We start from the raw sequence: 24,064 nt of genomic DNA, 5'->3' as shown, positions 1-24,064 counted from the left end.
GTCAGGCCGTTGAAGGATGTTGCAGAAACATTTCAACGCCGTTTTCGGTCGAGACCGTACGACCCTCAAGAACCCCGGTCAACCCTCCGCGCACACTCTCGCGTCAGATGCGCAATCCCGGGAGTTCACGCGCCGCAAAACCTTTCGCAAGACATTGCGACGGTGCTACGTTCAACCACGACTCCGGTCCGGACAGCCGGGGGACCCGCAACGGGCCCCACGCGCCCGGCCGTTCGGACCGGAGACCTCCCTCTCAGTGCCGCGCCTGCGCCGTCGAACCGCGCACCACAAGCTCCGGCTGGAAGACGAACTCCGTGTGCTGTACGGGATTTCCGTGCAGCTCTTCGAGCAGCGCGCCCACCGCGGCGCTCGCCATCGCCTGCACCGGCTGGCGCACCGTGGTGAGCGGCGGGTCCGTGAAGGCGATCAGCGGCGAGTCGTCGAAGCCGACCACGGAGACGTCGCCGGGCACCGAAAGGCCCCGTTCACGTGCCGCGCGGACGGCGCCGAGCGCCATCATGTCGCTGCCGCAGACGATCGCCGTACACCCCTGGTCGAGCAGGACGCTGGCCGCCGCGTGTCCACCCTCGACGGTGAACAGCGTGCGCTGCACGAGCTGTTCGGCCTCCCCCTGTTCCAGGCCGAGCAGCGCGTCCAGCGCCGCCACGAACCCCTCCGCCTTGCGCAGCGAGGGGACGTAGCGGGTCGGGCCGATGGCCAGACCGATCCGCTCGTGGCCCAGGTCGACGAGGTGACGCACCGCCATCCGCACGGCCGCGCGGTCGTCGGGCGAGACGAAGGACACCGGGATGTGTTCGTTGTAGCCGTTGATCAGGACGAACGGCACACCGCGGGCGTGCAGTTCGAGGTACCGGGTCGGGTCGGCCGTGGTGTCGGCGTGCAGCCCGGAGAGGAAGACGATGCCGCTGACCCGCCGCTCCTCAAGGTGCTCGACCAGCTCGTCCTCGCTCGCCCCGTCCGGCATCTGGGTGCACAGCATCGGCGTGTAGCCGTGCCCGGAAAGGACCTGCTCGACGACCTGCGCGAAGGCGGGAAAGATCGGGTTGCTGAGCTCGGGGATGACCAGACCGACCAGACCCGCGCTGTGCCGCTTGAGCCGCATCGGCCGCTCGTAGCCAAGGACGTCCAGAGCGGCGAGCACCCGGCGCCGGGTGCCGGCAGCCACTCCCGGCTTGCCGTTGAGCACCCGGCTCGCGGTGGCCTCGCTGACGCCGGACTGGGCCGCGATGTCCGCGAGCCGCGGGACGCCCCGGTCTCCCCGGTCTCCCCGGTCCCCTCCGTCTCCCCGGTCGGCGGACCGCGGCAGGGAAAGGGTCACACCGCCCACCAGACGGTGGTGTCGGCGGGCAGCTCGACCTTGCCGTCCGCCGTCTCCACCTCGGCGTTGGACAGGAGGATCCGGCCGGGGGCCGGGATGCGCACCGCCGCTCCGGTGGTGTTCGCCGTGCACACGAAGCCCTCCCGGCGGAAGGCGAGAACCCCCTCGGGGGCATCGAGCCACTCCAGCGAGTCGCCCGCGCCGAGCCCCGGCTGCTCCCGGCGCACGGCGAGCGCGCTGCGGTACAGCTCCAGGGTGGACGCGGGGTCTCCGGTCTGGGCCTGGACGCTGAGCTCGCCCCAACCGGCGGGCTGCGGGAGCCAGCTGCCGCCCGCGCCGAACCCGTAACTGGAGCCGTCGGTGGTCCACGGGATCGGCACCCGGCAGCCGTCACGGAAGCCGTCCTGCCCGCTCGCGCGGACGAACGACGGGTCCTGGCGCACCTCGTCGGGCAGCTCGGTGACGTCCGGCAGGCCCAGTTCCTCGCCCTGGTAGACGTACGCCGAACCGGGCAGCGCCAGCATCAGGAGCGTCGCGGCGCGGGCGCGGCGCAGGCCGAGCGCGCGGTCTCCCGCGGTCTTCAGCTGGGTGCCGAGTCCGGGCGGGTTGGCGAACCGCGTGGCGTGGCGGGTGACGTCGTGGTTGGAGAGCACCCAGGTGGCCGGGGCGCCGACGGGCCGCATCGCGGCGAGCGACACGTCGATGACCTCGCGCAGCTCCGCTGCGTCCCAATGGGTGCCCAGGTACTGGAAGTTGAAGGCCTGGTGCATCTCGTCCGGGCGCACGTACGCGGCGGCGCGCTCGACGGTGGGCGTCCACGCCTCTGCGACGAGGATGCGCTCACCCGCGTACTCGGTGAGGACCTTGCGCCAGCTGCGGTAGATCTCGTGCACGCCGTCCTGGTCGAAGAACGGCATGACGTCGTTGCCGAGCAGCTTGAGCTGGTCGCCGCGGCCGATGTCGGGCAGGCCATCGGCCTTGACCAGGCCGTGGGCGACGTCCACACGGAAGCCGTCGACACCCATGTCGAGCCAGAAGCGCAGGATCGAGCGGAACTCGTCGTGGACGGCGGGGTGTTCCCAGTTGAAGTCGGGCTGCTCGGGGGCGAAGAGGTGGAGGTACCACTCGCCGTCCGGGGTCCGTGTCCAGGCGGGGCCGCCGAAGACGGACTCCCAGTCGTTGGGCGGGAGTTCACCGTTCTCGCCCTTGCCGGGCCTGAAGTGGTAGCGCTCGCGCAGGGGCGAGCCCGGCCCCTCGCGCAGGGCGCGCTGGAACCAGTCGTGCCGGTCGGACGAGTGGTTGGGCACCAGGTCGACGATGACGCGCAGGCCCAGGTCGTGGGCGTCCCGCAGCAGGGCGTCGGCGTCGAGGAGGCTGCCGAACATCGGGTCGATCGCGCGGTAGTCGGCCACGTCGTAACCGGCGTCGGCCTGCGGCGAGGAGTAGAAGGGGCTGAGCCAGACGGCGTCGACGCCGAGGCCCCTGAGGTAGGGAAGCCGGGCACGGACGCCGTCCAGGTCACCCATTCCGTCACCGTTGCCGTCGGCGAAGCTGCGCGGGTAGACCTGGTAGATCACCGCGCCACGCCACCAGTCCGTGTGGGTGCCGGAGGCGGGGGCTGCAGGGGCAGCGAGATGCTGGGTCATGTCTTCCCTGAGATCGAGAGGTCGAGTGCGAGGGGGGTGTGTGCCGTTTCAGGGCTTCGTTGTCCAGGACTTCGTGTCAGGACTTCGTCGCGCCGGCCGTGAGGCCGGATACGAGGTGGCGCTGCACGAAGCCGAAGATCACCGCGGCGGGCACGGCGACGATCACCGCCGAGGCCGTCAACGAACCCCAGTCGCTGGTGTACTGGTTGACGAAGGTCTGCAGGCCGCCCGCCAGGGTGAGGTTCTCCTCGCCGGTCATGAAGGCGGAGGCGTACGCGACTTCGGCCCAGCCGGTGATGAAGCTGTAGAAGCCGGTGACGGCGAGACCGGGCTTGGCCAGCGGCACGATGAGCCGCCAGAAGGTGCCGAACGGATTGAGCCCGTCCACCCGTCCGGCTTCGTCGATCTCCACCGGGATGGTGTCGAAGTACCCCTTCATCATCCAGGCGCAGAAGGGCACGGCGATCGTCAGATAGGTGACGACCAGGCCGATGGGCTGGTTGAGCAGGCCCAGGCTTGCGAGGAGGTTGTAGAGCGGCACGATGAGGACCGCGACGGGGAACATCTGGGTGATCAGCAGGAGCCACATCAGCGGCCGCATGCCGGGGAACTTGAAGCGGCTGACGGCGTAGCCGGTGGTCGCCGAGATGAAGACGCCGATCACCGTGGTCAGGCCGACGACGAACAGGGAGTTGCCGAGCCAGCTCAGGAACTCGGTGTCGTTGACGACGTGGTCGTAGTTGCGGAACGTGAAGTCCTTGACCAGGTCGGTGGAGAACGCCTCGCTCGTCGGCTTGAACGAGGTGATGAGCAGCCACAGCGGTGGGAGCACCGCGGTGGCGGAGGCGATCAGCAGGCCCACGTGGAGCGCGACCGAGGCCAGCGGTCCGCGTTCGCCGCGCTCCCTCACCTTCTTCGCCTTGCGCAGGCTCGCGGTCGACGTCTTCTGGTCGGTCACGGTGGTCACCACACTTCTCCCTGCTTGCGGAGCGCGCGGCGGTAGACGACCGCGAAGAGCGAAAGGAGCAGCAGAATGATGACGCCCCAGGCCGCGGATCCCGCGAAGTCGCGCGGACTCACGACGAACGAGAGCCGGTAGGCGTACGTCACCAGGATCTCGGTGGCGTCTCCAGGACCGCCCCGGGTGAGCAGGAAGATCACCGGGAACATGTTGAAGGTCCAGATGCCGCTGATCAGGATCACGGTGCTGCTGACGGTGCGCAGGCCCGGCAGGGTGATGTGCCGGAAGCGCTGCCAGGCGTTCGCGCCGTCCATCTCCGCGGCTTCGTAGAGCTCGCCGGGGATGGACTGGAGTCCGCCGAGCATGGCGACCAGCATGAACGGGACGCCGAGCCAGACGTTGACCGTGATCACCGAGAGCTTGGCCCAGGTCGGGTCGTTGAGCCACGGGATCGCGTCGATGCCGCCACCGGCGAGGATCTTGTTGAGGATGCCGTTCTTCTCGTTGAAGAGCAGCCGCCAGGTGAACACGGAGACGAACGCCGGCACCGCCCAGGGCAGGATCAGCGCCATCCGGTAGAGGGAGCGCCCCGCCAGCTTGCGGTTGAGCATGTTCGCCAGGACCAGGCCGAGCGCGAAGGAGATCGCGACGCAGGAGACGGTCCAGATGATGGTCCAGGTCAGGCGGTCCCAGAAGATCCCGTCGGAGAGGACGGCGGTGTAGTTGTCCAGGCCGACGGACTTGTAGGTCGCCGGGATGTGGTTGACGCCGATCGTGCGCTCGACGTTCGCTTCGTTGGCGTCGGTCGTCGACAGGTACAGGCCCCGCACCAGCGGGTACCCGATGATCACGCCGATCACGGCCACCACGGGGGCGACCATGGCCCACGCGTACCAGTGCGTGGACAGCGACCTGCGCAGCCGCCCTGGAGTCTTGCCGGTCCCCCGTCCGCGGCCGCGGACGCTGTGGGCGTCCACGGCCTTGGTCAGGGACTGGCTGCTGTCAACAGCCATTTACTTGTAGTCCTTCAGCAGTTTGCGGTAGGCGTCGCCGACACCCTTCGCCCCGTTCTCGGGCGAGGCCTTGCCGCTGAGCACCTTCTCCATCTGCAGCCGGATCGGCTCGAACAGGGCGTTGGCCTGCGGGATCCACGGCCGCTCCACGGACTTGTCCACGGCCGGCTTGAAGAACTGCACCATCTGGTTGTCCTTGACGGACTGCACGTCGTACACCGAGGTGCGGGTGGGCAGCAGGCTCAGCTTCTCGGTGGTCTGCTGCTGCACCTTGGCCGAGCTCATGTACTTGATGAACTCGTAGCTCGCGTCGAGGTTCTTGGATCCCGCGTAGGCCGCGAGGTTCCAGCCGCCCTGCGGGGATGCCTGCCGGTCGCTGCCGCCGGGCACCGGGGCGATGCCGAGGTTGTCCTTGTCGCCCTTGAACTCCTTGCCCTGCATGGCTCCTTCGATGGACCAGGGGCCGTCGAGAGCCATCGCGACGTCGCCGTCCTTGAAGGCGTTGAGCTGGTTGTTGTAACCGTCGCTCGCGTCGGTGGTGGCCGCCTTGGAGTCGACCAGGTCCTTCATGACCTTGAAGGCCGCGGCGCCCTGGGGGTCGTCGACGGTGATCTTCTTGCTCTTGGTGTCGAGGAGGTCGCCGCCCTCGCCGTAGAGGTAGGGGAGGTAGTAGTACGGGTCGTCGCCGCGCAGGTAGAGGCCGGTCTTGCCGGACTTCGACTTGATCTTCTTCGCGGCGGTCTTCACCTCGTCGAAGGTCTTGGGGACCTCGACGCCTGCGGCCTTGAGCATCTTCTTGTTGTAGAAGAGCGCCAGGGTGTCGATGGTCTGCGGCGCGGCGTAGGTCTTGCCCTTGAACTTGGTGCTGGCCGCGGCCTGCGGGAGGTAGTCGTCCGCCTTGTCGAGGGCGGGGGTGCCCTCGAGCGGGGCGAGGTAGCCCAGGTTGGCGAAGTCCGCGACCCAGGCGACCTCGGTGCGCATCACGTCGGGGGCGCCGGAGTTGCCGCCCGCGGCGTTCTTGAACTTGGCGTTGGCCTCGCCGAACGCGACGCTCACGTAGTTGACCTTGACGTCCGGGTGGAGCTTCTCGAAGCCCTTGGCGAGCTTCTCGTAGGTCCCCTTCTCCGCGTCGTTCGAGGTGTCCCAGAAAGTGACGGTTCCGGACAGCTTGCCCGAACTCTTCTTGCCGCTGTCACCGTCATCGCCACCGCACGCCGCCGCTGTCAGGGCCAGGGCCGCGACCATTGCGGTGGCCGCTATGCCACGCCGCATGTGAACTCCTTCAACTGATCCCGGAACAAGGGGAGGCGAGACCCCCAACAGAGCTGCCTCCTACGAGCCGCACTCGACGCGGCGCCGGGTTGCCAGGGAACGTAACAGGATTGAAAAGCGCCCGAAAGACCTTGCGAGAAATTTCTGCAAGGGCTGCTGATCGTTACCCCTGTGTGTCCTTACGGTTGCCCTTGCTGCGCTTGACAGGCCCCTGAGGTGGCCGTTGGGCTCCCCCAGCGTGCCCTGGAGCTCCCGCAAGCTCCTTGCAGGACCGGCCCTTTCTGCAAGCTTTCACAACCGGTGTGCAATCCGGCGGATCACCGGTACAGTCCCCGCATGACCGCACGGCTCGTCGACATCGCAGCGCAGGCGGGGGTGAGCGAAGCCACCGTCAGCCGTGTCCTCAACGGCAAGCCCGGCGTGGCGGCGGGCACCCGCGAATCCGTACTCGCCGCCCTGGACATGCTCGGCTTCGAACGTCCCACGCGACTGCGGCAGCGCAGCAGCGCCGGACTGATCGGCCTGATCACGCCCGAGCTCGACAACCCGATCTTCCCGGCGCTCGCCCAGGTCATCGCCCAGGCCCTGACCCGCCAGGGCTACACGCCGGTCCTTGCCACCCAGACACCCGGTGGCTCCACCGAGGACGAGCTCACCGACATGCTGGTGGACCGCGGTGTCTCCGGGATCATCTTCGTCTCCGGCCTCCACGCCGACACCACCGCCGACATGGAGCGCTACGAAGTGTTGCGCGGCAAGGGTGTGCCCTTCGTCCTCGTCAACGGCTTCTCCCCCAAGGTGCAGGCCCCCTTCATCTCCACGGACGACCGTGCCGCGGCCCGGCTCGCCGTCACCCACCTCGCCTCCCTCGGCCACACCCGCATCGGGCTCGCGGTGGGTCCCAAGCGCTTCGTGCCCGTACTGCGCAAGATCGAGGGCTTCCAGATCGGCATGCGCGAACGCCTCGGGATGTCGCCCGCGGACTCCGAGCAGCTCATCGAGCACTCCCTCTACACCCTGGAGGGCGGCCAGGCCGCGGCGGGCACGCTGATCGGCCGGGGTTGCACCGCGATCGTGTGCGCCAGCGACATGATGGCGCTCGGCGCCATCCGGGCCGCCCGGGAACGGGACTTGGAGGTGCCCCGGGACATCTCGGTGGTCGGCTACGACGACTCCCCGCTCATCGCCTTCACCGACCCCCCGCTGACCACCGTCCGCCAGCCGGTCCAGGCGATGGGGCAGGCCTCGGTCCGCACCCTCCTTGAGGAGATCGGCGGAACCCCCGCCCCGCACAGCGAGTTCCTCTTCATGCCGGAGCTTGTGGTCCGCGGCTCGACCGCGTCCGGCCGGCCCGAGCGCCGCGACGTCTAGGCCGTGCCCACGGAGACCGAGATCGACGTCCTGGTGCTCGGCGGCGCCGGGGTGGACTCGATCGTGTACGTTCCCGAGCTGCCGCTCCCCTACGCCGACAGTTACATGGTGCCCGCGATCGACGTGCGCGCCGGGCAGACCGGCGACTTCGTCGCGATGGGGGTGCGGGCCCTGGGGCTGCGCACCCATCACATCGACCTCATCGGCGACGACCACGAGGGCGACCTGGTCCGCGCGCTGCACCGCGAGCGCGGCATCCCCTTCACCGAAGCGCTCCAGCGCTGCGGCACCAAGCGCGCGGTGAACCTGGTCGGCCCCGACGGGCGGCGCCTCTCGCTGTACGACAACAGCCGTTCGCAGGGCCCGGACCGACTGCCCGCGGCGGCGGTCGAAGCCCTCGCCGCGGTGAGCCGGCACGCCCACGTCTCGCTCACCCATCCCTGCGCCCACGCCCTGCCCACGCTGCGCGCGGCTGGCGTCAGCGTCTCGACCGACCTGCACAACTGGGACGGGGCCGAGCCCTACCACGAGGCCTTCGCGTACGAAGCCGACCTCGTCTTCCTGTCCACCGCCGCCCTGACCGACCCGGAGAGGACCATGCGTCAGATCGCCGCGCGGGGCAGGGCCAAGGCGGTCGTCGCGACGGCAGGGGCCGAGGGAGCCCACCTCCTCGTCGACGGCGAACTGACCCACGTACCGGCCATCACGCCTCCCGCGCCGGTGGTGGACTCGAACGGCGCCGGTGACGCCTTCGCCTCTGCCTACCTCTTCGGACTGCTGGCCGGCGAGCCACCCCTGCGCTGCGCCCGCTACGGCGCGATCGCCGGCGCGTACGCCTGCACCGTCCCGGCCACGCGCACCGACGTCATCAGCAGGGACCAACTCCTCACCCTGGCCGCCGCGCCACCGCGGGCCTGAGCGACGATGGCCGGGTCCACCACGCGGCGACGCAGAGCAACACGGAGCGACACGGAGGAAGAGACATGGCATCGCGGACCGACGTGCGCCCCGGTCAAGTGCTGTACGGGTGCATGGGACTCGGCGGCACCTGGGACACCACGCCGTACGCCGCCGCGGACATCGCGGCGGCCGAGGCCGCCGTGGAAGCCGCCCTCGAGGCCGGCATCACGGTGTTCGACCAGGCCGACATCTACCGGCACGGCAAGTCCGAGTCGGTCTTCGGCGAGGTCCTGTCCAGGGCGTCCGGGCTGCGCGAGCGCATCGTCCTGCAGACCAAGTGCGGCATCCGCCTCACCGACGGCGTCCGGCCCGGCCTGTACGACCTGCGGGGACCGACCATCGTCCAGCGCGTCGAGGAGAGCCTCACCCGGCTGCGGACCGACGTGATCGACGTACTGCTCCTGCACCGCCCCGATCCGCTGACGGGCCCGGAGGAGATCGCGAAAGCCCTGTCCTCCCTCCACGGACAGGGCCTGGTGCGCCGGTTCGGCGTGTCGAACATGAGCGCCGCCCAGATCGCGCACCTGCGGGCGCATCTCGACGTACCGCTGGTCGCCAACCAGCTGGAGATGAGCCTGGAGAGCCGCGACTGGGTCGAGGCGGGCGTACTAGTGAACACGCCTTCCGCCGCCGCCAGCGGCTTCCCGCACGGGACACTCGAGTACTGCACGGCCAACGGCATCCAACTGCAGGCATGGGGAGCCCTCGCCCGCGGCCGCTTCACCGGCGGCGGCGAGACCCCTACCGCACGCCTCGTCACCGAGCTCGCCACCCGCAAGCGGACGACCCCGGAGACGATCCTCCTGTGGTGGCTCCAGCGGCATCCGGCGCGGATAGCCCCCGTCATCGGCACCAGCCGCCCGGACCGCATCCTCGCCTGCCGGGACGCAGTGCACCGCGAACCCGAACTCACCCACGAGGAGTGGTACGACCTGTGGACCACGGCCCGGGGCGGCCCGTTGCCCTAAGCGCCCCGGCGGCCATAATCGACGCCGTGACCGAGCCCGCCGCCGAAGTCCAGCCCCTCGTACGCCAGAAGGCCCACAGCCTTGGGGCCCCCGGCCGCCGGTGGCTGGACGAGCTGCCAGGCCTCCTCCATGACCTGGAGCGGCGCTGGTCGATCGGGATCGGGGCGCCGCTGCCCGGCGGAAGCGCCTCCTACGTGGCGCGGGTCCGGGCCCGCGACGGCCGGGGCGCGGTGCTCAAAGTCTCCCTGCCCGCACCGGACTTCACGAGTCAGGTGCGGGTCCTGCGCCTCGCGGAGGGGCGGGGGTACGCGAGGCTCCTCGCCCACGATCTCGGCCGGCGCGCGATGCTCCTGGAAGCGCTCGGGCCGTCGATGGACCGGCTCGGCCTCGCTCCTCGGCAGCAGATGGAGACGCTGTGCGCCATGCTCCGGAGCGCCTGGCGGGTGCCGCGCGCCGCAGTACTGACCGCCGACCCCGCCCAGGAGAAGGCCCGCGCCCTGGGCGAGATGGTCGAGCGGCTGTGGGAGAGCCTCGGGCGGCCCTGCTCGGAGCGGGTGGTGACCAGGGCGCTGACGTACGCCGAACATCGCGCCGCCGCCTTCGATCCCGGCCGTTGCGTCGTCGTGCACGGCGACCCGCATCCCGGCAACGCGCTGCGGGTCACCGCGCCTCGGGCCGGGGCCGAGGCCGGTTTCGTCTTCGTGGACCCCGACTCGTTCCTCGCCGATCCCGCGTACGACTTGGGGGTCGTACTGCGCGACTGGTGCGCCGAGTTGAGGGGCCGGGACAGAGCTGCGGCGCGCGGTCTGATCCGCTCGTACTGCGCGCTGCTCGCGGACCGGACCGGGTCGGACGAGCGGGCGATCTGGGAGTGGGGTTACCTGGAACGGGTGTCCACCGGTCTCTATGTGCTCGATTTCGGCGCGGAGGAGCGCGGCAGACCGTTCCTGGACACCGCGGAGCTGCTGGCCTGAGGGGCGGGCGACACAGCGCCGCCGCCCCCGTGCCCGGCCAGGAACAGTCTCAGGGCGCACTCGTCCTCGGCCTCGACGAACACCTGCACTGCCCAGCGAGCGGTGAGGCGGTGCGCGACGTCGACCAGCCGGCGGCGCTCTTCCGGTTCGTACGCGGGGAATCGCGCCCAGCCCCGGTCGGCGATCTCGTTGCCGAGCTCGCTGAACAGCACGGCTCGCTCGCAGGTCGTCGCTCGGTGGTCGTCCGGAGAGGCTATCGACTCCCGGACGACCACCCTCACTTGGTGTCCGGCCTAGCCGCAGTAAGTGTCCCGCCCCGGCCGCTCCCCCGTCGCCAGGTAGCGGGAGACGGTCCGGTCGCCGCACTCGTTGCCGTTGGCGAGGTAGGCGTCGTGGCCGGTCGCGTTCACCGTGACCATCGTGGCCCGCTTGCCCAGGGCCTTGCGGAGGTTGAGCGCGCCGCTGAGCGGGGTCGCCGGGTCGCGCTCGTTCTGGATGAGGAGGATGTTGGACGGGCCGCTGCCGGTGATCCGTACCGGGGCCTCCTTCGACCGGTACGGCCAGGCGGCGCACGGCATGGCATTGCGCGGCATCCCCGCGGTGAGGGGGTACTTGGCCCGGCTCTCGGCCACCTCCTTCGCGTACGCGTCTGCCGGCTTTGGCCACTCGATGTCGTTGCAGAGGACCGCGGTGCCGACCGCGACGGCCTTCTGCAGCTCCGGTTCCGAGGGTGCCTGTGGCGCGGGCGGGACCGTGCCCTTCCGGGCGGCACGGATCAGCTCCGCGAGGTCGTCGAAGTCGTCGGGGTCGTCGAGCGAGTTCAGGAGTGCTTGCCGCAGGACGTTGCCGTTGAGCTCCTCGGGGTTGGCCTTGGGCCACGGGATCGGCTCGCGGTCGAGTTCGGCGGCCAGGCGCAGGAAGAGCGGGCGCACTTCGGCCGCCGTCCGGGCCAGGCGATGCGGATTGCCGGGCGCCGAGGCCCACTTGGCGAACTCGGGGAAGGTGTCCTCGACTCCCTGCTCGTGCCCGGCGAGCCAGGCGCGGGAGACCCGCTCGGGGTCGGGGTCGTCGTTGCTGTCGAGGACGACGCGGTCGGTGCGGTGCGGGAAGAGCTGGCTGTAGACCGCCCCTACGTACGTGCCGTACGAGACGCCCCATGCGGAGACCTTCCGCTCGCCGAGCGCCGCCCGGATGCGGTCGATGTCCCGGGCCTCGTTGGCGGTGCTGATGTGGCGGATGAGGTCACCGCCGTTGCGTGCGCAGGCATCCGAGACGCGCTGCGCGGCGGTCATGTTCCCGCCGATGGAGCCGTCGGGGCCGGGCCAGGGGCGCAGTCTCGACGCGGCGAGGTCGGCGCGTTCGAGGCCGCAGCTGACCGGGGTGGAGCGGCCGAGGCCGCGGGGGTCGAAGCCGATCAGGTCGTACGCGTCCCGGACCGCTTGCGGCAGCTTCTGACCCTTGCCCGAAGGGGTGTCGCGGCCGACGCCGCCGGGCCCGCCGGGGATCAGGAGCAGGGCGCCGCGGCGTGCCTCGGGGTTCTCGCTGGGGATGCGGGAGACGGCGATGCCGATCTGTTTGCCCGTGGGGTCGGCGTAGTCCATCGGGACGTTGACGGTCGCGCACTCCTGTCGGGCGTCGGTGACGCCGCCCTCGCACGGCTTCCAGTCCAGGGGCGCGGCGGCGGAAGGAGCGTTGGGGGTGGAGGGAGTCGAGGCCGTCGCGGCCAGCGGTGCGGTGAGGCTGAGGACGGCGGCGGAGGCGGCGAGCAGGGCTGCGTTTCGCTTGATCTTCGTCATGGGGAAGAGCCTCGCCGATCTCGTACGGCCGCCACATCCTCCCAACTGGCCTATGGAGATGGGGGTTTACCCCCTCGGGCCCCCTAGGGGACATAGGGTCGGATGTGGTGGGCGCCACACAATGAGAGGCATGTGACTTAGGTTAGCCTAAGCTAAGTTAACGAGTGATCGCCTCTCTCGGAGGCGCCTCAGTCAAGGAGATTGACGCAGCATGACCTCACTCACTTGCCGCATCCGCCGTACCGCCGCAGTCGCCGTGGCCCTCGCCGCGGGCAGCGCGCTGGCCCTGACCGGTACCGCGTCCGCGCAGCCCGGCCAGAACTCCGGCAAAGCGGCCGGCTCGACCGTCGAGTCCGCGCCGCTCGTGAAGGGTCTCTACCAGTCCGCGTACTCCGAGCGGAACAACGTGCTGTGGGCCACCTCCGCGGTGGGCCGGCCGCCCGTCACCAACTCAAGCCTGCTGAAGGTCGACCCGCGCACGCTGAAGGTGAAGGACAGCTACACGCCTCCGGTCACCAACGCCGGGACCGGCGCCGTCGAGGCCGTCTACGGAGTCGCCGTCGACGACGAGCACAACACCGTCTGGACGACGAACACCCGCGACAACTCCGTCGCCGTCTACGACCAGCGCACCGGCAAGCACCTCGTCTCGCTGCCCGGCGTGAACCACGCCCGCGAGGTCGTCGTGGACGCCAAGCACAACACGGCGTGGGCGAGCAGCTTCGGCGACGGCACCGTCGTCGCCTTCGACACCCGCACCTTCAAGGAGAAGAAGCGCGTCACGGTCGAGGGATCGGGCCCGGCCGGCCTCGCCGTGAACGCGCGGTCCGGCGCCGTCTACGCCGCCGACCTCAACGGCGACCGGATCATCGAGATCACCCGGAAAAGCGAGAGCCCCCGCCTCATCCCCACCGGTGACGGCCCGATCTCCATCGCGCTCTCCAAGGACGGCCGCACCGCCTACACCGCCGACCAGGCCGCCGGCGGCCTCTCGGTCGTCGACCTCGAAAAGGGCGCCGTGACGAAGTCCGTGCCGACCGGCGCGGGCGCCCTGTCCGTCGCCACCGACCGGCGTTCGGGCAACGTCCTGGTCGCCAACCGCACCCCCGGCACCGTCACGGTCGTCGACCCCGCCAAGGGCGCCGTCATCGAGACCCTGGCCACCGGCGCCAACCCCAACCACGTGCAGGTGACGGGCGGAACGGCGTTCGTCGTCGACAAGTCCGGCACCGGCCCGGAGGGCCAGGACAAGGCGCACCGCATCCGCATCGGCCGCTGAGCTCGAGCTTCCGCGCATCCTGAGTACGGCTCATCGTCCCGCCCGCCACGCGAAAGCGGCGGGCGGGACGTCGTCGTACGCGGGGACGCGCTATGACCCGAGCCGCTGATCGCGTTCACGCAGCACGCCGGGCGCGCCCTCCGGCCCGCTGGACCGGTGCAGCCTCTTGCGTACGAGATGGCTCTGCGCGGCGACCGTCGCGATCACGCCCGCGCCGAGCAGCGGCCAGGCGAGAGGGCCCGCGGCGATCACGGCGGTGACCAGGAGCGGTCCCCCGCTGCGCTGGGCGGACGAGGACAGTCCGTGTACGCCGAGGTAGGCACCCTGCGCTTGGTCGGGGGCGAGGGCGATGGAGAGTTCCCACGAAGCGATGGCGTGCAGTATCTCCGCGAAGGTGAAGGCGATCGCCGCGACCACCAGGGTGGTGACGGCCAGCCAGGTGCCGCCGGCCACGGAGGCGGTCATCGCGGCGCAGCCGACGACGAAGCAGGCGGCCAGGGGTACGAGGAGGGCGCGGGCTCCGTCCGGCGTGCTCCCGAAGCGGGACAGCGGGACCTGGCAGCAGACGACGAGCACGCAGTTGAGGACCATGAGCAGCGGCGCGAGGCCGTGCGGGGCGTCCGTCGCGTGGACGATCCACAGGGGCATGCCGACCTGGAGCACCGCGTCGTCGAGGAAGAGCGCCGCCTCGGTGGCGGTGAAGAGCAGATAGGGGCGGTCGCGCCACGGGCTCGACGGCGGGGCGGGGAGCGCGGGCGCCGTGGAGTCGGTGACCACCCGGGACGGGGAAGGCGGTTCCGCGCAGCGCAGGGTGAGGACCGCGGCGACGAGGAAGCTGAGCACGTTGCCGACGAGCAGGGCCTGGTAGGCGTGGGTGGTGCCGACGGCGAGGGCAAGCGCGCCGGCCAGGCCGCCGATGGCCCAGCCTGCGTTGGACACGGTGCGCTGGACGGCTTGGTACTTGGTGCGCTCCGGGCCCGCGATACGGGCGGCGTACAGCTTGGTGAGGACGTTGGCGCCGCGGTCGGCGAGGCTGTTCACGGCGGAGTACAGCAGGAGCAGGGAGAAGTTGTCCGTCGTCAGCAACGCCAACAGGGCGATGGCCTGCTGAAGTTGGGCGCCGATGATGACGCGGGTCACGGGGAACCGGTCGGCGAGGTGGCCCGCGAGCGGCGCCCCCGCGATGCCCACGGCCCCCGAGACCCCCATGAGCACGCCGACCTCGGCGACGGAGAGCCCGGTGACCAGGGTGAAGTAGAGGGCGGCCGCCCCCATCCACAGTCCGGTTCCCGCCTTGTTGATCAGGGCGATCCAGAGCATGCGGCGACCGTCGAGGCCCCCTGGTATGCGTGCGTACAGCGCGGCCCGCCTACGACTGAGGCTCACCACTCCCCCTTGGCTTGCGACTTGGTTTGTGCGGCTTGCGACTTGACGGTTTTCTTTGTACTGATACATACTTGATTACGTGGCAGCACAATATGCGATCAGTGGCACGACCGCCAAGGGCATTACCTCGTCGGTCGAACAGGCCGTGGCCGAAGGCGGTTTGGGGCCGGGTGACGCGCTGCCTCCGGTGCGGAGGCTCGCCGACGAGCTCGGAGTCAGCGCGGGGACGGTGGCGACGGCCTACAAGGAGCTCCGGCAGCGCGGGATCGTCGTGACGCGGGGGCGTGGCGGAACGGTGGTCGCGCAGGCCCCGGCGGTCGGGGCGCGCAGGCCGCCGAAGGTGCCGCAAGGGGTGCGTGATCTGGCGGGCGGACATCCTGACCCGGCTCTGCTGCCGGTCCTTCTGCCGCCCGAGCGAGTGGTCCCCGTCAGTGGTTCGCACCGCGGTTCGCCGCGCCGTGCGGGACTTGAGGAGCTGGCCCGTGAGTGGTTCGCGCGGGACGGGATTCCGGACAGCCGGGTGACCTTCGCGCACGGAGCACTCGACTGCATGGCACGGCTGCTCTCCGCGGAGCTGAAGCCGGGCGACGCGGTGGCCGTCGAGGACCCCGGCTTCCACCATCTCCTCGACCTGGTACCGGCGTTGGGCCTGCGCATGGTGCCGGTCGCGGTGGACGACGAGGGGCTCAGGCCGGAGGCGCTGCGCGGTGCGCTGCGGGCGGGGGCCAGGGCGGTGGTGTGCAGCCCGCGGGGGCAGAACCCGATGGGCGGCTGCTTCTCGGAGGCACGACGCAACGCCCTGCTAGAAGCACTCGGCGGCTTCCCCGACGTACTGGTCATCGAGGACGATCACAACGCGGAGGTCGCGGGGGCGCCTTCGTACTCGCTGGCGGCCGGCGGGCTCGAACGCTGGGCGCAGGTACGGACCGTGTCCAAGCACCTGGGCATCGACCTGCGGTGGGCGGCGCTGGCGTGCGACGCGACCACGCTGGCCCGGCACGAGGGGCGGATGCTGCTCACTTCGGGGTGGGTCAGTCACCTGCTGCAGGAGACGGTCGAGCGCACGATGGCCGACCCCTCGGCGCGAGCGCTCGTGGGGCGGGCCGAGCGTGCGTACACCGAGCGGCGCGAGGCGCTCATCGGGGAGCTCGCGCGGCGCGGTCTCGCCGCGCACGGGGCGAGCGGACTGAACGTGTGCGTGCCGGTGCGGGACGAGTCCGCGGTGGTCAACGGGCTGCGCTCGCGGGGGTGGTGGGTGGCGGCGGGCTCGCGCTTCCGCATCGCAGCGCCCACCGTCGTACGGATCACCACGGCCACACTGGAGGTGGCGGAAGCGGCCCGTTTCGCCGCGGACTTCGCCACGGTGCTCGGCGAGTCCGAGGCCACGTACGGGGGTTGAGTTCGCGGCGGGCGGGACAGCGGGACAATGGCCGTGGTTGCCACCGTTCCGCTCGCCCGAGTCTCCCCCGAGTTCCCCGAGGTGCCCCGATGATCAGCTGGCGTCGACTCGAAGAGCCGGACTTCCCCCTGCTGCGGCGGTGGCTCGAGCAGCCGCACGTCGCGCGCTGGTGGAACCACGAGACCTCGCCCGAGGCGGTGGCGCGCGACTTCGGCCCGGCGGCCCGTGGCGAGGAGGCGTCGGAGGACCTGCTCATGCTGCTCGACGGCGAACCGTTCGGTCTCGTCCAGCGATACCGCTTCGCCGACTACCCCGAGTACGGCGCCGAGTTGACCGGCCAGGTGGAGGTCCCCCAAGGTGCCATGTCCATCGACTACCTCATCGGGGAGCCCGGACAGGTCGGCCGGGGCCTAGGCACACGCATGATCCAGGCGATCGTCCGGGCCACCTGGACCGACCACCCCGAGGCCACGGCGGTGCTCGTCCCCGTACACGTGGGCAATCACGCGTCCTGGCGCACCCTGGAGAAGGCGGGCCTGCGGCGGGTCGCCGATGTGTCGCTGGAACCCGACAACCCCATCGACGACCGCGCCCACTACCTCTACCGGATCGACCGCCCGGCCGCCTGAGCCCAGAGGGCTCAGAAGGGCTTGGTCGGCAGGTACTTGCCGTCCAGGGTGATGACGGCGCGCTCGCCGCCCTCGGGGTCGGCGACCTTCTTCACGTCCAGCTTGAAGTTGATCGCGCTGATGATGCCGTCGCCGAACTCCTCGTGGACCAGGGCCTTGAGCGTGGTGCCGTAGACCTGGAGCATCTCGTAGAACCGGTAGATCGTCGGGTCGGTGGGGATCCCGCCGGGGATGGAGCCGCGCGTCGGGATCGTCTGGAGCAGCGTCGCCGCATCCGCGTCCAGGCCCAGGAGCTCCGCGACGGCCTCGGCGGCCGGCTTCGGCAGGGCGTGCTGGCCGAGTACGGCTGCGGTGACGAAGGCGACCGAGTAGCCGGTGACGTCAGCTATGCGCTGCCAGGACAGGTCCTTGCGCACCTTGGCCTCGACGGCGGTGACGGCGAGGGCCTGGCGGGCGGTGGGGTCGAACTGGGCGTGCGTCATGAGAAGGCTTCCTTACGTGGTGTGCGGGGACGTGGTCTGTGCGGGAACGTGGTGCGCGGGACGTGGTGCGATCAGGCGGCGCGAACGGCCGGGGCGAGTTCCTCGACCGTGCCGGCGGGGATGTCGTAGACCCAGCCGCGCAGCGTGAGCGTGCCGCGGAGAAGGGCACGGGCCACCGAGGGGTGCGTGGCGAGGTTCGCCAGCTGGGCGAGCACGTTCTCCCGTACGAGGGAGTCCAGCTGTTCCGTACCGGCCTCACCGGCGACACGGGCGCGGGAGGCGTCCGCGTGGCGCAGCCAGTCGGCGACGGCCGGCAGACCGGTCAGGTCGTGCTGTTCGGCGAGGGCGGTCATGGCTCCGCAGGAGGAGTGTCCGCAGACGACGACGTCCGACACTCCCAGGACGGCGACGGCGTACTCGACACTGGCCGCTACCCCGTCCGCACCGGGCGCGTACGCGGGCACGAGGTTGCCCGCGGTCCGGATGACGAACAGCTCACCCGGTTCGCTCTGCGTGAGCAGTTCCGGCACCACACGGGCATCGGAACAGCTGATGAAGAGCGTCGTCGGCCGGTGGCTGCCCGCGAGGCGGGCGAAGAGATCCGCCTTCGCCGGGAAGACGTCGCGCCGGAAGCGCGCGACACCCTCGGTGAGGTCGTGCATGGTCACTCCTTTCGGGGGCATCGGACTTGGTATGCCCGACGAGATCCACCATGCATGACCTGGCCCTATAGCGTCCAAGACGCAATCGCCATGCCTGCCATCGATGCCATCTATAGTTGGGGTCATGGCCCTGGAACTGCGCCACCTGCGCTATCTGCTCGCCGTCTCCGAACACGGCAACTTCACCCGCGCCGCCGAAGACCTGCGCATCTCGCAGCCGACCCTCTCCCAGCAGATCAAGCAGCTGGAGAAGTCACTGGGCGCCCAGCTCCTGGACCGCACCGGCCGCACCGTGCGCCTGACCGACGCCGGCGAGGCCTACGTCCCCTACGCCCGGCGCGCCCTGCGTGACCTCGCCGCAGCCGAGCGTGCCGTGCTCGACGTCCAGGACCTGACCCGCGGGCATCTGCGCCTGGCGATGACGCCGACGTTCACCGCCTACCTGACCGGCCCGCTCGTCGCGCGGTTCCACGAGCGCCATCCCGCGATCAGCGTCGACGTGCGCGAGATGAACCAGGACGGCATCGAGGCCGCGCTGCTCGCCGACGAACTCGACCTGGGAATCGCCTTCAGCGCGGACCATCACCTCCCCGGCATCAGCGCAACGGCGCTGTTCACCGAGACCCTCGGCCTCGTCGTCGGCTCCCGCCACCCGCACAGCGGACGCGAGGGGGCACTTCCCGTGCGGGAGATGGCCGACGGCCTCGAACTGGCCCTGCTCAGCGGCGACTTCGCCACCCGCGGCCACATCGACGGCTACCTCGCCGCACACCGCGTCCAGCCGCGCATCACCGTGGAGGCCAACTCGATCAACGCCCTGACCGAGATCGTCCGGCGTACGGAGCTGGCCACGGTCCTGCCCGACGCCCTCACCCGCGACCACGGCCACCTGCACCCCGTCCCGCTCGCTCCCGCACTGCCCGCGCGCACGGTGGTGCTCCTGCGCCGCGACAGCGCCTACACCAGTGCGGCGGCGCAGGCGCTGGCCCGGATCATCCGACGGTGGGAGGCGTGATCCGGTCGAGGCGCTCGCGCTGCTCGGCGCTCAGCCGAAGGCCCGCGGCGGCGACGTTCTCCGCCAGGTGGTCGAGCGATGCGGTACCGGGAATCGGCAGCACGACCGGCGAACGGTCGAGCAGCCAGGCCAGCGCGACCTGCGCCGCGGTGGCGTCGAGTTCGGCCGCGACGGCCGCGATCTCGGCCGTCGCGGTCGAGGCCGCCGGGTGTACCGGCCGCCAGGGCAGGAAGGCGATCCCCGCCGCGTCGCAGGCGTCGAGCACGGCCTCGTGCTCGCGATCGAGCAGGCTGTAGCGGTTCTGCACGCTCGCCACGTCGACGATCCGCCTTGCCTCGTCGAGCTCGCCGACGGTCACCTCCGACAGGCCGATGTGGCCGATCCTGCCGTCGAGTTGGAACTCCCGCAGCGTGCCGAGCTGATCGGCGAGCGGCACCTTCGGATCGAGACGGTGCATCTGGAGAAGCCCGATCCGCTCGACTCGTAGCCGACGGAGGGCCTGCTCGACCTGCTCGCGCAGGAACTCCGGCCGTCCGTTGACCAGCGCTTCTTCGCTGCGGCGGCTCGGCTGCTCGATGGCGACCTTGGTCGCGATGAGCAGGTCGTCCGGGTACGGATACAGCGCTTCGGCCAGGAGTTCCTCGTTGGCGCCCCACCCGTACATGTACGCCGTGTCGATCAGCGTGATGCCCAGCTCGACGGCCCGCCGGGCCACCGCGACGGAGGCCTCCCTGGCCGCCCCGGCCTCGGTCGCGAGGCGCATCGCCCCGAACCCGATCCGGCGCACGCCGATCTCACCGCCGATGCGGAAGATGCTCGATGTCATGTGTCGCGTCCACCCCTCAGTCGACGCGCCACGTTACCTCCGCGGTGCGATGCTGAAGTCGAACGCGGAGGTTCCGGGGTCCACCGCCGTCACCCCGCCGTCGACGGTCAGTACAGCACCGTTGACGAAGGAGGCGGCGGGCGAGAGCAGCCAGGAGATCGCCTCGGCGACCTCCTCCGGCTCCCCCGGCCGGCCCGCAGGGACGAGCCGCGTCGCTTCCTCGTACGCCGCGTCGGCCCCGCCGTCCCCAAGGCCGGCCTCCTCGGCGAACCGGGTCATCCGCCGGTCGGCCATCTCGGTGCGCACCCAGCTGGGGCACACGGTGTTGGCGCGAAGCCCGGCCTTGCCGTAGTCGACGGCGAGGGAGCGGCACAGCTGGAGGAGCGCCGCCTTGGACGTGGCGTACGCGGCGTTGGCCACGCCGTTGCGCAGTGCGGCGACCGAGGCGACCGCGACCACCGAGCCGCGCGCCTCGAGGAGTTGGGGAAGCGCGGCCCGCAGGAGGAGGAAGGGGCCCGTGAGGTTGGTACGCATCACGGCGTCCCAGTCCTCGTCGGACAGATCGCCGACCGCTCCGCTGCGCCCGACCCCGGCGTTGAGCACGAGCCCGTCGACGCGGCCGTAGGCTTCCGTGGCCGCCGCGACGAGACCGGCGACCTCCGCGGGGTCCCCCGCGTCGGCGGGGTGGGCCAGCGCCCCGGTCTCCTCGGCGACGCGGCGCAACGGCTCGGGGCGCCGCCCGGAGACGACGACGCGGTGTCCTGCCGCGCACAGCTGCCGGGCCGTGGCGGCACCGATGCCGGTCCCGCCACCCGTGACGATGACAACTCGACTCTCCGTCATGCCTGTTCAGCCTCCGAACGCGGTCGTGAGCACATGCCGTGATCATACGTAGCACCGCTCACGACCGCGTTCGGACGGTCTGCCCGAAGGCCCTTGCGGGCCTCCGGCAACCTACTCGTCGATCGCCGCGCCGAACGCCGCGCCCTTGCCCGGCGCGCCCAGCGAATCCGCGCCGTACGTCCACGAGCCCGACGCGGTGATGCCGCTCGACCCGGCGGACAGGACCCACACCACTCCGTCACCGGCGTTCTCGCCGGGCGCGGCGGCCAGGAGACCGAAGCGGCCGTCGCGGTTCGGGTCCGTCAGGCGCACCTGGGCTCCCCACTTGTCGCCCTTCTCGGCCACGCCGGGGATGTCCGCGGAGTTCTGGTCCCAGGACTTGGCGCCGCCGGCCGTCAGGCCGGTGTCCGAGCCCCGCAGCACCCAGGCCGCCCCGGCGTCCGCGACCGTGCCGATGTCCTCACCCGGTGCGCCGATCGCGACGTCCGCGTAACCGTCGCCGTTCGTGTCCGCCACGGACAGATCAGCACCCCAGCCGTCACCGCGCTCGGCGGTGCCTGGCACGCCCACGCTGTCCTGCGTCCACCACTTGGCCTCGTCCTGGAGACCTTCCGGGGTGCCGTAGCGGACGCCCACCAGGCCGCCGGTCATCGTCTCGCCCCCGTCGTCAGGGGAGTTGGGCTCGCCGGTCACCAGGTCGTCGTAGCCGTCGTGGTTGATGTCGCCGGACGCGGCCGCGGGGCCGCCGCGCAGATCGCTCTCGTACGTGAGTCCGTCGGCGTTCCCCTTGAAGTACGCGGACCAGCCGTGCCCCGGTTCGTCGCCCACGGTCACGCCGGAGACGATGAGGTCGGCGTAGCCGTTGTCGTCGTAGTCGCCGGTGGTCAGCGACTTCGGCAGGATGTCGCGCTCCTCGGCCACCGCGGCGAGACGCTCGGTCGCCTGACGCCGCAGCGGAGCCTGCCCGTCGGCCTGCGGCGCGGCGTCGTACGCGAAGAGTTCCAGGTCGTCGCGGTCCAGTACGGCCAGCACGTCGCCCGGCGTCTCTCCGGTGAGGTGCGCCGCGGCGAGACTCAGGCCGAACTGCTCGCCCTTGGTGGGCTCCTGGGTCTCGAGCCAGTCGCTGGATCCGCCGCTGAGGCCCTCCTTCGAACCCCACAGGATCGCGACGCCACCGGCGTCCGCCGTGTCGCCGATGTCCTCGCCGGGGATGCCGACGATCGCGTCGTCGAAGCCGTCGCCGTCCAGGTCACCGGTGGCGACGGCCGTCCCGAAGCCGTCGCCCGCCTCCGCGGCGCCCGCCACGCCGGACGTCGACTGGCTGAAGCGGGCGACCGAGGTGGTGTTCATGCCTCTGGAGGAGCCGTACTGGGCCGTGACGAGACCGGCGCCCTGCTGGCCACTGACCGTCGCCCCGGGGGCTCCGACCAGCACGTCCTCGTATCCGTCGCCGTTGAAGTCACTGTTGCGGTCGTTGGCGTGCGTGCCCCCGGGGGTGCCGGCGACCGCGGAGGGAGCGGCGGCGATGCTCGCCCCGCTGAGAAGGAGGAATGAGGCCGCTGCGAGGGCGGCCGAACGGTTCTTGCGCACGAGCGGCTCCTGTGAAGGAAGGTGGCCGGGCAGGCGCGAGGGTGTCCGGAAAGGGCCCGTTCCTTGTCCGGCGCCCTGTTCGACACCGGATGGGGCACAAGGGTTGTACGCGGACTTGAGCTCGGGTGCGGGACGCGCAATCTCCTCTGGGATCATGGCGGTTGCGCTCATGATCGTTGAGATCACGGCCGACGCAGGACCGCCGCCGCAGAACGGGAGAGACCGCGCGTGCCCCAGAACCGAGTGACGTACCGGGTGATGTACGCGCCGAATCCGCCCGTCGTCGTCAGCTGGGGCGGAAGTGAACGGCCCGACGCGGACGGCGCGATCGGCCGTCTCTGCCGTGACCCCGCCGGTCCCGAGCGGGACAACGGCCGCTCGCTGCGCACCTTCCAGATCGTTCCGGACGGCCGGGCGCCGGTCGCGCGGGTGACCACCGAGCAGACCCTCGGCTCCCGCGCGAGCGGACGCGCCGCCGCCTACCGCGTGGACGACGCCGCCGGCACCCCGCTCGCCAGGATCACCTTCCGGCGCCGCCCCCTCCTGCGCCTGGGCCGCACGCAGTGGACCGTGGAGCCCGTCGCGGGGCCCGCCCTCCAGGGCTACCGGGGCCGCCTGGTGTGGTGGGCGCTGTGGTGGCCCATCGGCCTGCCGCTCAGCCTGGTCTGGGGCATCACGTCGCTCCTGGGCGAGGGCGACGGCGGTTTCGGCGCCCCGCGCCGGATCATCTGGCGTGACTCATCCGGCCGGGCGCATCTCGTCTTCCGGGGTCTGGCCGACGAGTACCGGGTGCTCGGCCAGGGCTTGGCCCCGCGTGTGGTGGCCGCCCTCGTGGCACTGCACCAGTCCTTCGATCCGTCCGACGGCGGCGGGGCGTTGGGCTGGTACGAGACGGCGTGAGCGACCCCCGTTGACACCGGGGTCCGCGGTGCCGGTCCTGTACTCGGACATGGATCGCGGCCGCCGGGCGGTTACCGCGTTCGGGTGTCTTGGCGGTCCCGGTGCAACCGGAGGGCCGCCCGACCGCTTCCTGTCCGACACAGGCATTGCCCGCACGTCGTGAGGAAGCCGCCATGACTTCACCTGCCACCATCCTGCCGACCGTCAACTGGGACGCGGAGGCCGACCTCCTGCTGCCCCCGCCCGACCCGGCGCAGCGTCTGGACATGGCGGCCCCGGCCGTGCTCACGCCCCGCGACCGGCACCGTCTGAGCCTGCACGCGACGCTCACCACGGCCGGTATCCCTCCCCACCCCGACGACGTCAAGGCCATCGACGCGCTGAGCACGCTCGACGACACGGTCGCCCTCGCGATCTGCCGCTGGCTCAGCACCCATGCCCACCCGGCGACGCCGCTCGCGTGACGCGGCAACCGCAGCCGGTCAGCCTCGGTGGAACAGGTCCTGCGGGTCGACGCGCTCCCAGCGCGAGCGCGGGGCCGGCGTGCGCGGCACCTCGCGGTTCTGGGCCTCCCACTCGCGTACCAGCGCGTCGTAGATCGGGGATTGTGAAGCGACCTGCCCACCACCCGCCCTTGTCTCGGCACGGGGTGGCCGCGGCGAAGGAATCCCGCTCCCCGCATCGCTCATGCGCAGTCCAACGATCCTTTCCGCTCCCGGCACCTTCACGAATTCGCCCGCGTCCGGCATTAAG

24 protein-coding genes are annotated in these 24,064 nt (G+C 71.0%); 10 read left to right on the top strand and 14 right to left on the bottom strand.

Annotated features, from left to right (window positions below; translation table 11 throughout):
• Positions 1-253 precede the first annotated feature (253 nt).
• The 5 genes from E5671_RS41445 to E5671_RS41425 form a co-directional block, all read right to left on the bottom strand.
• Complete coding sequence (locus tag E5671_RS41445) at positions 254-1,348, bottom strand: LacI family DNA-binding transcriptional regulator (protein ID WP_160509358.1); 1,095 nt, start codon at positions 1,346-1,348, stop codon at positions 254-256.
• Positions 1,336-2,985: a glycoside hydrolase family 13 protein gene (locus E5671_RS41440; RefSeq protein WP_160509357.1), complete on the bottom strand. Its 1,650-nt coding sequence runs from the start codon at positions 2,983-2,985 to the stop codon at positions 1,336-1,338. Before E5671_RS41440 ends, E5671_RS41445 begins: the two co-directional genes overlap by 13 nt.
• 76 nt (positions 2,986-3,061) lie before the next feature.
• Complete coding sequence (locus E5671_RS41435; protein WP_202122715.1) at positions 3,062-3,913, bottom strand: sugar ABC transporter permease; 852 nt, start codon at positions 3,911-3,913, stop codon at positions 3,062-3,064.
• 35 nt (positions 3,914-3,948) lie between these two features.
• Positions 3,949-4,959 (bottom strand): carbohydrate ABC transporter permease, encoded by a 1,011-nt coding sequence (locus E5671_RS41430; RefSeq protein ID WP_160509356.1) that lies wholly within the window; start codon positions 4,957-4,959, stop codon positions 3,949-3,951.
• Positions 4,960-6,231, bottom strand: a complete 1,272-nt coding sequence (locus E5671_RS41425; RefSeq protein WP_160509355.1) for an extracellular solute-binding protein — start codon at positions 6,229-6,231, stop codon at positions 4,960-4,962.
• A 336-nt stretch (positions 6,232-6,567) separates the two neighbouring features.
• Here E5671_RS41425 and E5671_RS41420 point away from each other — a divergent pair, with 336 nt between their 5' ends.
• From E5671_RS41420 to E5671_RS41405, 4 genes are all read left to right on the top strand, one after another.
• Positions 6,568-7,602: a LacI family DNA-binding transcriptional regulator gene (locus E5671_RS41420; RefSeq protein WP_160509354.1), complete on the top strand. Its 1,035-nt coding sequence runs from the start codon at positions 6,568-6,570 to the stop codon at positions 7,600-7,602.
• A 3-nt stretch (positions 7,603-7,605) separates the two neighbouring features.
• Complete coding sequence (locus E5671_RS41415; protein WP_336605993.1) at positions 7,606-8,520, top strand: adenosine kinase; 915 nt, start codon at positions 7,606-7,608, stop codon at positions 8,518-8,520.
• Positions 8,521-8,585: 65 nt separating this feature from the next.
• Positions 8,586-9,530 carry an aldo/keto reductase gene (locus E5671_RS41410; RefSeq protein WP_237330351.1) on the top strand — a complete coding sequence of 315 codons (945 nt, stop codon included), beginning with the start codon at positions 8,586-8,588 and terminating at the stop codon, positions 9,528-9,530.
• A gap of 26 nt (positions 9,531-9,556) precedes the next feature.
• Positions 9,557-10,504, top strand: coding sequence for an aminoglycoside phosphotransferase family protein (locus E5671_RS41405; RefSeq protein ID WP_160509353.1), 948 nt, complete (start codon positions 9,557-9,559; stop codon positions 10,502-10,504).
• Here the strand turns inward: E5671_RS41405 and E5671_RS45625 are convergent.
• Together E5671_RS45625 and E5671_RS41395 are read right to left on the bottom strand one after the other, a co-directional pair.
• Positions 10,435-10,785, bottom strand: coding sequence for a hypothetical protein (locus E5671_RS45625; protein ID WP_202121459.1), 351 nt, complete (start codon positions 10,783-10,785; stop codon positions 10,435-10,437). The genes E5671_RS41405 and E5671_RS45625 overlap by 70 nt on opposite strands.
• Positions 10,786-10,797: 12 nt before the next feature.
• The gene (locus E5671_RS41395; RefSeq protein ID WP_160509352.1) at positions 10,798-12,300 is read right to left on the bottom strand and encodes an alpha/beta hydrolase; all 1,503 of its coding nucleotides are present in this window, start codon (positions 12,298-12,300) and stop codon (positions 10,798-10,800) included.
• A gap of 211 nt (positions 12,301-12,511) precedes the next feature.
• Here E5671_RS41395 and E5671_RS41390 point away from each other — a divergent pair, with 211 nt between their 5' ends.
• A complete protein-coding gene (locus E5671_RS41390) occupies positions 12,512-13,579 on the top strand; it encodes a YncE family protein (RefSeq protein ID WP_160509351.1) in 1,068 nt (355 codons plus the stop codon).
• Positions 13,580-13,669: 90 nt separating this feature from the next.
• Here the strand turns inward: E5671_RS41390 and E5671_RS41385 are convergent, their stop codons facing one another.
• Positions 13,670-14,965, bottom strand: coding sequence for an MFS transporter (locus E5671_RS41385; protein ID WP_336605992.1), 1,296 nt, complete (start codon positions 14,963-14,965; stop codon positions 13,670-13,672).
• A gap of 79 nt (positions 14,966-15,044) precedes the next feature.
• Here E5671_RS41385 and E5671_RS41380 point away from each other — a divergent pair, with 79 nt between their 5' ends.
• A complete protein-coding gene (locus tag E5671_RS41380) occupies positions 15,045-16,364 on the top strand; it encodes an aminotransferase class I/II-fold pyridoxal phosphate-dependent enzyme (RefSeq protein ID WP_160509350.1) in 1,320 nt (439 codons plus the stop codon).
• An 89-nt stretch (positions 16,365-16,453) separates the two neighbouring features.
• Positions 16,454-16,993, top strand: coding sequence for a GNAT family N-acetyltransferase (locus E5671_RS41375; RefSeq protein WP_160509349.1), 540 nt, complete (start codon positions 16,454-16,456; stop codon positions 16,991-16,993).
• Between the two features lie 11 nt (positions 16,994-17,004).
• Here E5671_RS41375 and cynS read toward each other — a convergent pair whose 3' ends face one another.
• Both cynS and E5671_RS41365 read right to left on the bottom strand, forming a co-directional pair.
• Positions 17,005-17,475 carry a cyanase gene (gene cynS / locus E5671_RS41370; protein WP_160509348.1) on the bottom strand — a complete coding sequence of 157 codons (471 nt, stop codon included), beginning with the start codon at positions 17,473-17,475 and terminating at the stop codon, positions 17,005-17,007.
• A 71-nt stretch (positions 17,476-17,546) separates the two neighbouring features.
• A complete protein-coding gene (locus E5671_RS41365) occupies positions 17,547-18,137 on the bottom strand; it encodes a carbonic anhydrase (protein ID WP_160509347.1) in 591 nt (196 codons plus the stop codon).
• A gap of 124 nt (positions 18,138-18,261) precedes the next feature.
• Here E5671_RS41365 and cynR point away from each other — a divergent pair, with 124 nt between their 5' ends.
• The gene (gene cynR, locus E5671_RS41360) at positions 18,262-19,152 is read left to right on the top strand and encodes a transcriptional regulator CynR (protein WP_160509346.1); all 891 of its coding nucleotides are present in this window, start codon (positions 18,262-18,264) and stop codon (positions 19,150-19,152) included.
• On the opposite strand, the gene E5671_RS41355 is transcribed toward cynR, so the two are convergent.
• The 3 genes from E5671_RS41355 to E5671_RS41345 form a co-directional block, all read right to left on the bottom strand.
• The gene (locus E5671_RS41355; protein WP_160509345.1) at positions 19,130-19,978 is read right to left on the bottom strand and encodes an aldo/keto reductase; all 849 of its coding nucleotides are present in this window, start codon (positions 19,976-19,978) and stop codon (positions 19,130-19,132) included. The genes cynR and E5671_RS41355 overlap by 23 nt on opposite strands.
• A gap of 33 nt (positions 19,979-20,011) precedes the next feature.
• A complete protein-coding gene (locus tag E5671_RS41350) occupies positions 20,012-20,821 on the bottom strand; it encodes an SDR family NAD(P)-dependent oxidoreductase (RefSeq protein ID WP_160509344.1) in 810 nt (269 codons plus the stop codon).
• A 111-nt stretch (positions 20,822-20,932) separates the two neighbouring features.
• A complete protein-coding gene (locus tag E5671_RS41345) occupies positions 20,933-22,411 on the bottom strand; it encodes an integrin alpha (protein WP_160509343.1) in 1,479 nt (492 codons plus the stop codon).
• A 228-nt stretch (positions 22,412-22,639) separates the two neighbouring features.
• Here E5671_RS41345 and E5671_RS41340 point away from each other — a divergent pair, with 228 nt between their 5' ends.
• Together E5671_RS41340 and E5671_RS41335 are read left to right on the top strand one after the other, a co-directional pair.
• The gene (locus E5671_RS41340; RefSeq protein ID WP_160509342.1) at positions 22,640-23,311 is read left to right on the top strand and encodes a hypothetical protein; all 672 of its coding nucleotides are present in this window, start codon (positions 22,640-22,642) and stop codon (positions 23,309-23,311) included.
• Positions 23,312-23,484: 173 nt separating this feature from the next.
• Positions 23,485-23,775 (top strand): hypothetical protein, encoded by a 291-nt coding sequence (locus E5671_RS41335; protein WP_160509341.1) that lies wholly within the window; start codon positions 23,485-23,487, stop codon positions 23,773-23,775.
• 18 nt (positions 23,776-23,793) lie between these two features.
• Here the strand turns inward: E5671_RS41335 and E5671_RS41330 are convergent, their stop codons facing one another.
• Positions 23,794-24,000 (bottom strand): hypothetical protein, encoded by a 207-nt coding sequence (locus E5671_RS41330; RefSeq protein ID WP_160509340.1) that lies wholly within the window; start codon positions 23,998-24,000, stop codon positions 23,794-23,796.
• Between the last annotated feature and the right edge of the window lie 64 nt (positions 24,001-24,064).

The organism is Streptomyces sp. BA2, from assembly GCF_009769735.1.
Classification (GTDB): Bacteria; Actinomycetota; Actinomycetes; order Streptomycetales; family Streptomycetaceae; genus Streptomyces.
The sequence above is the reverse complement of the archived record's forward strand: the minus strand, read 5'-3'. Positions and strand labels throughout refer to the sequence as shown.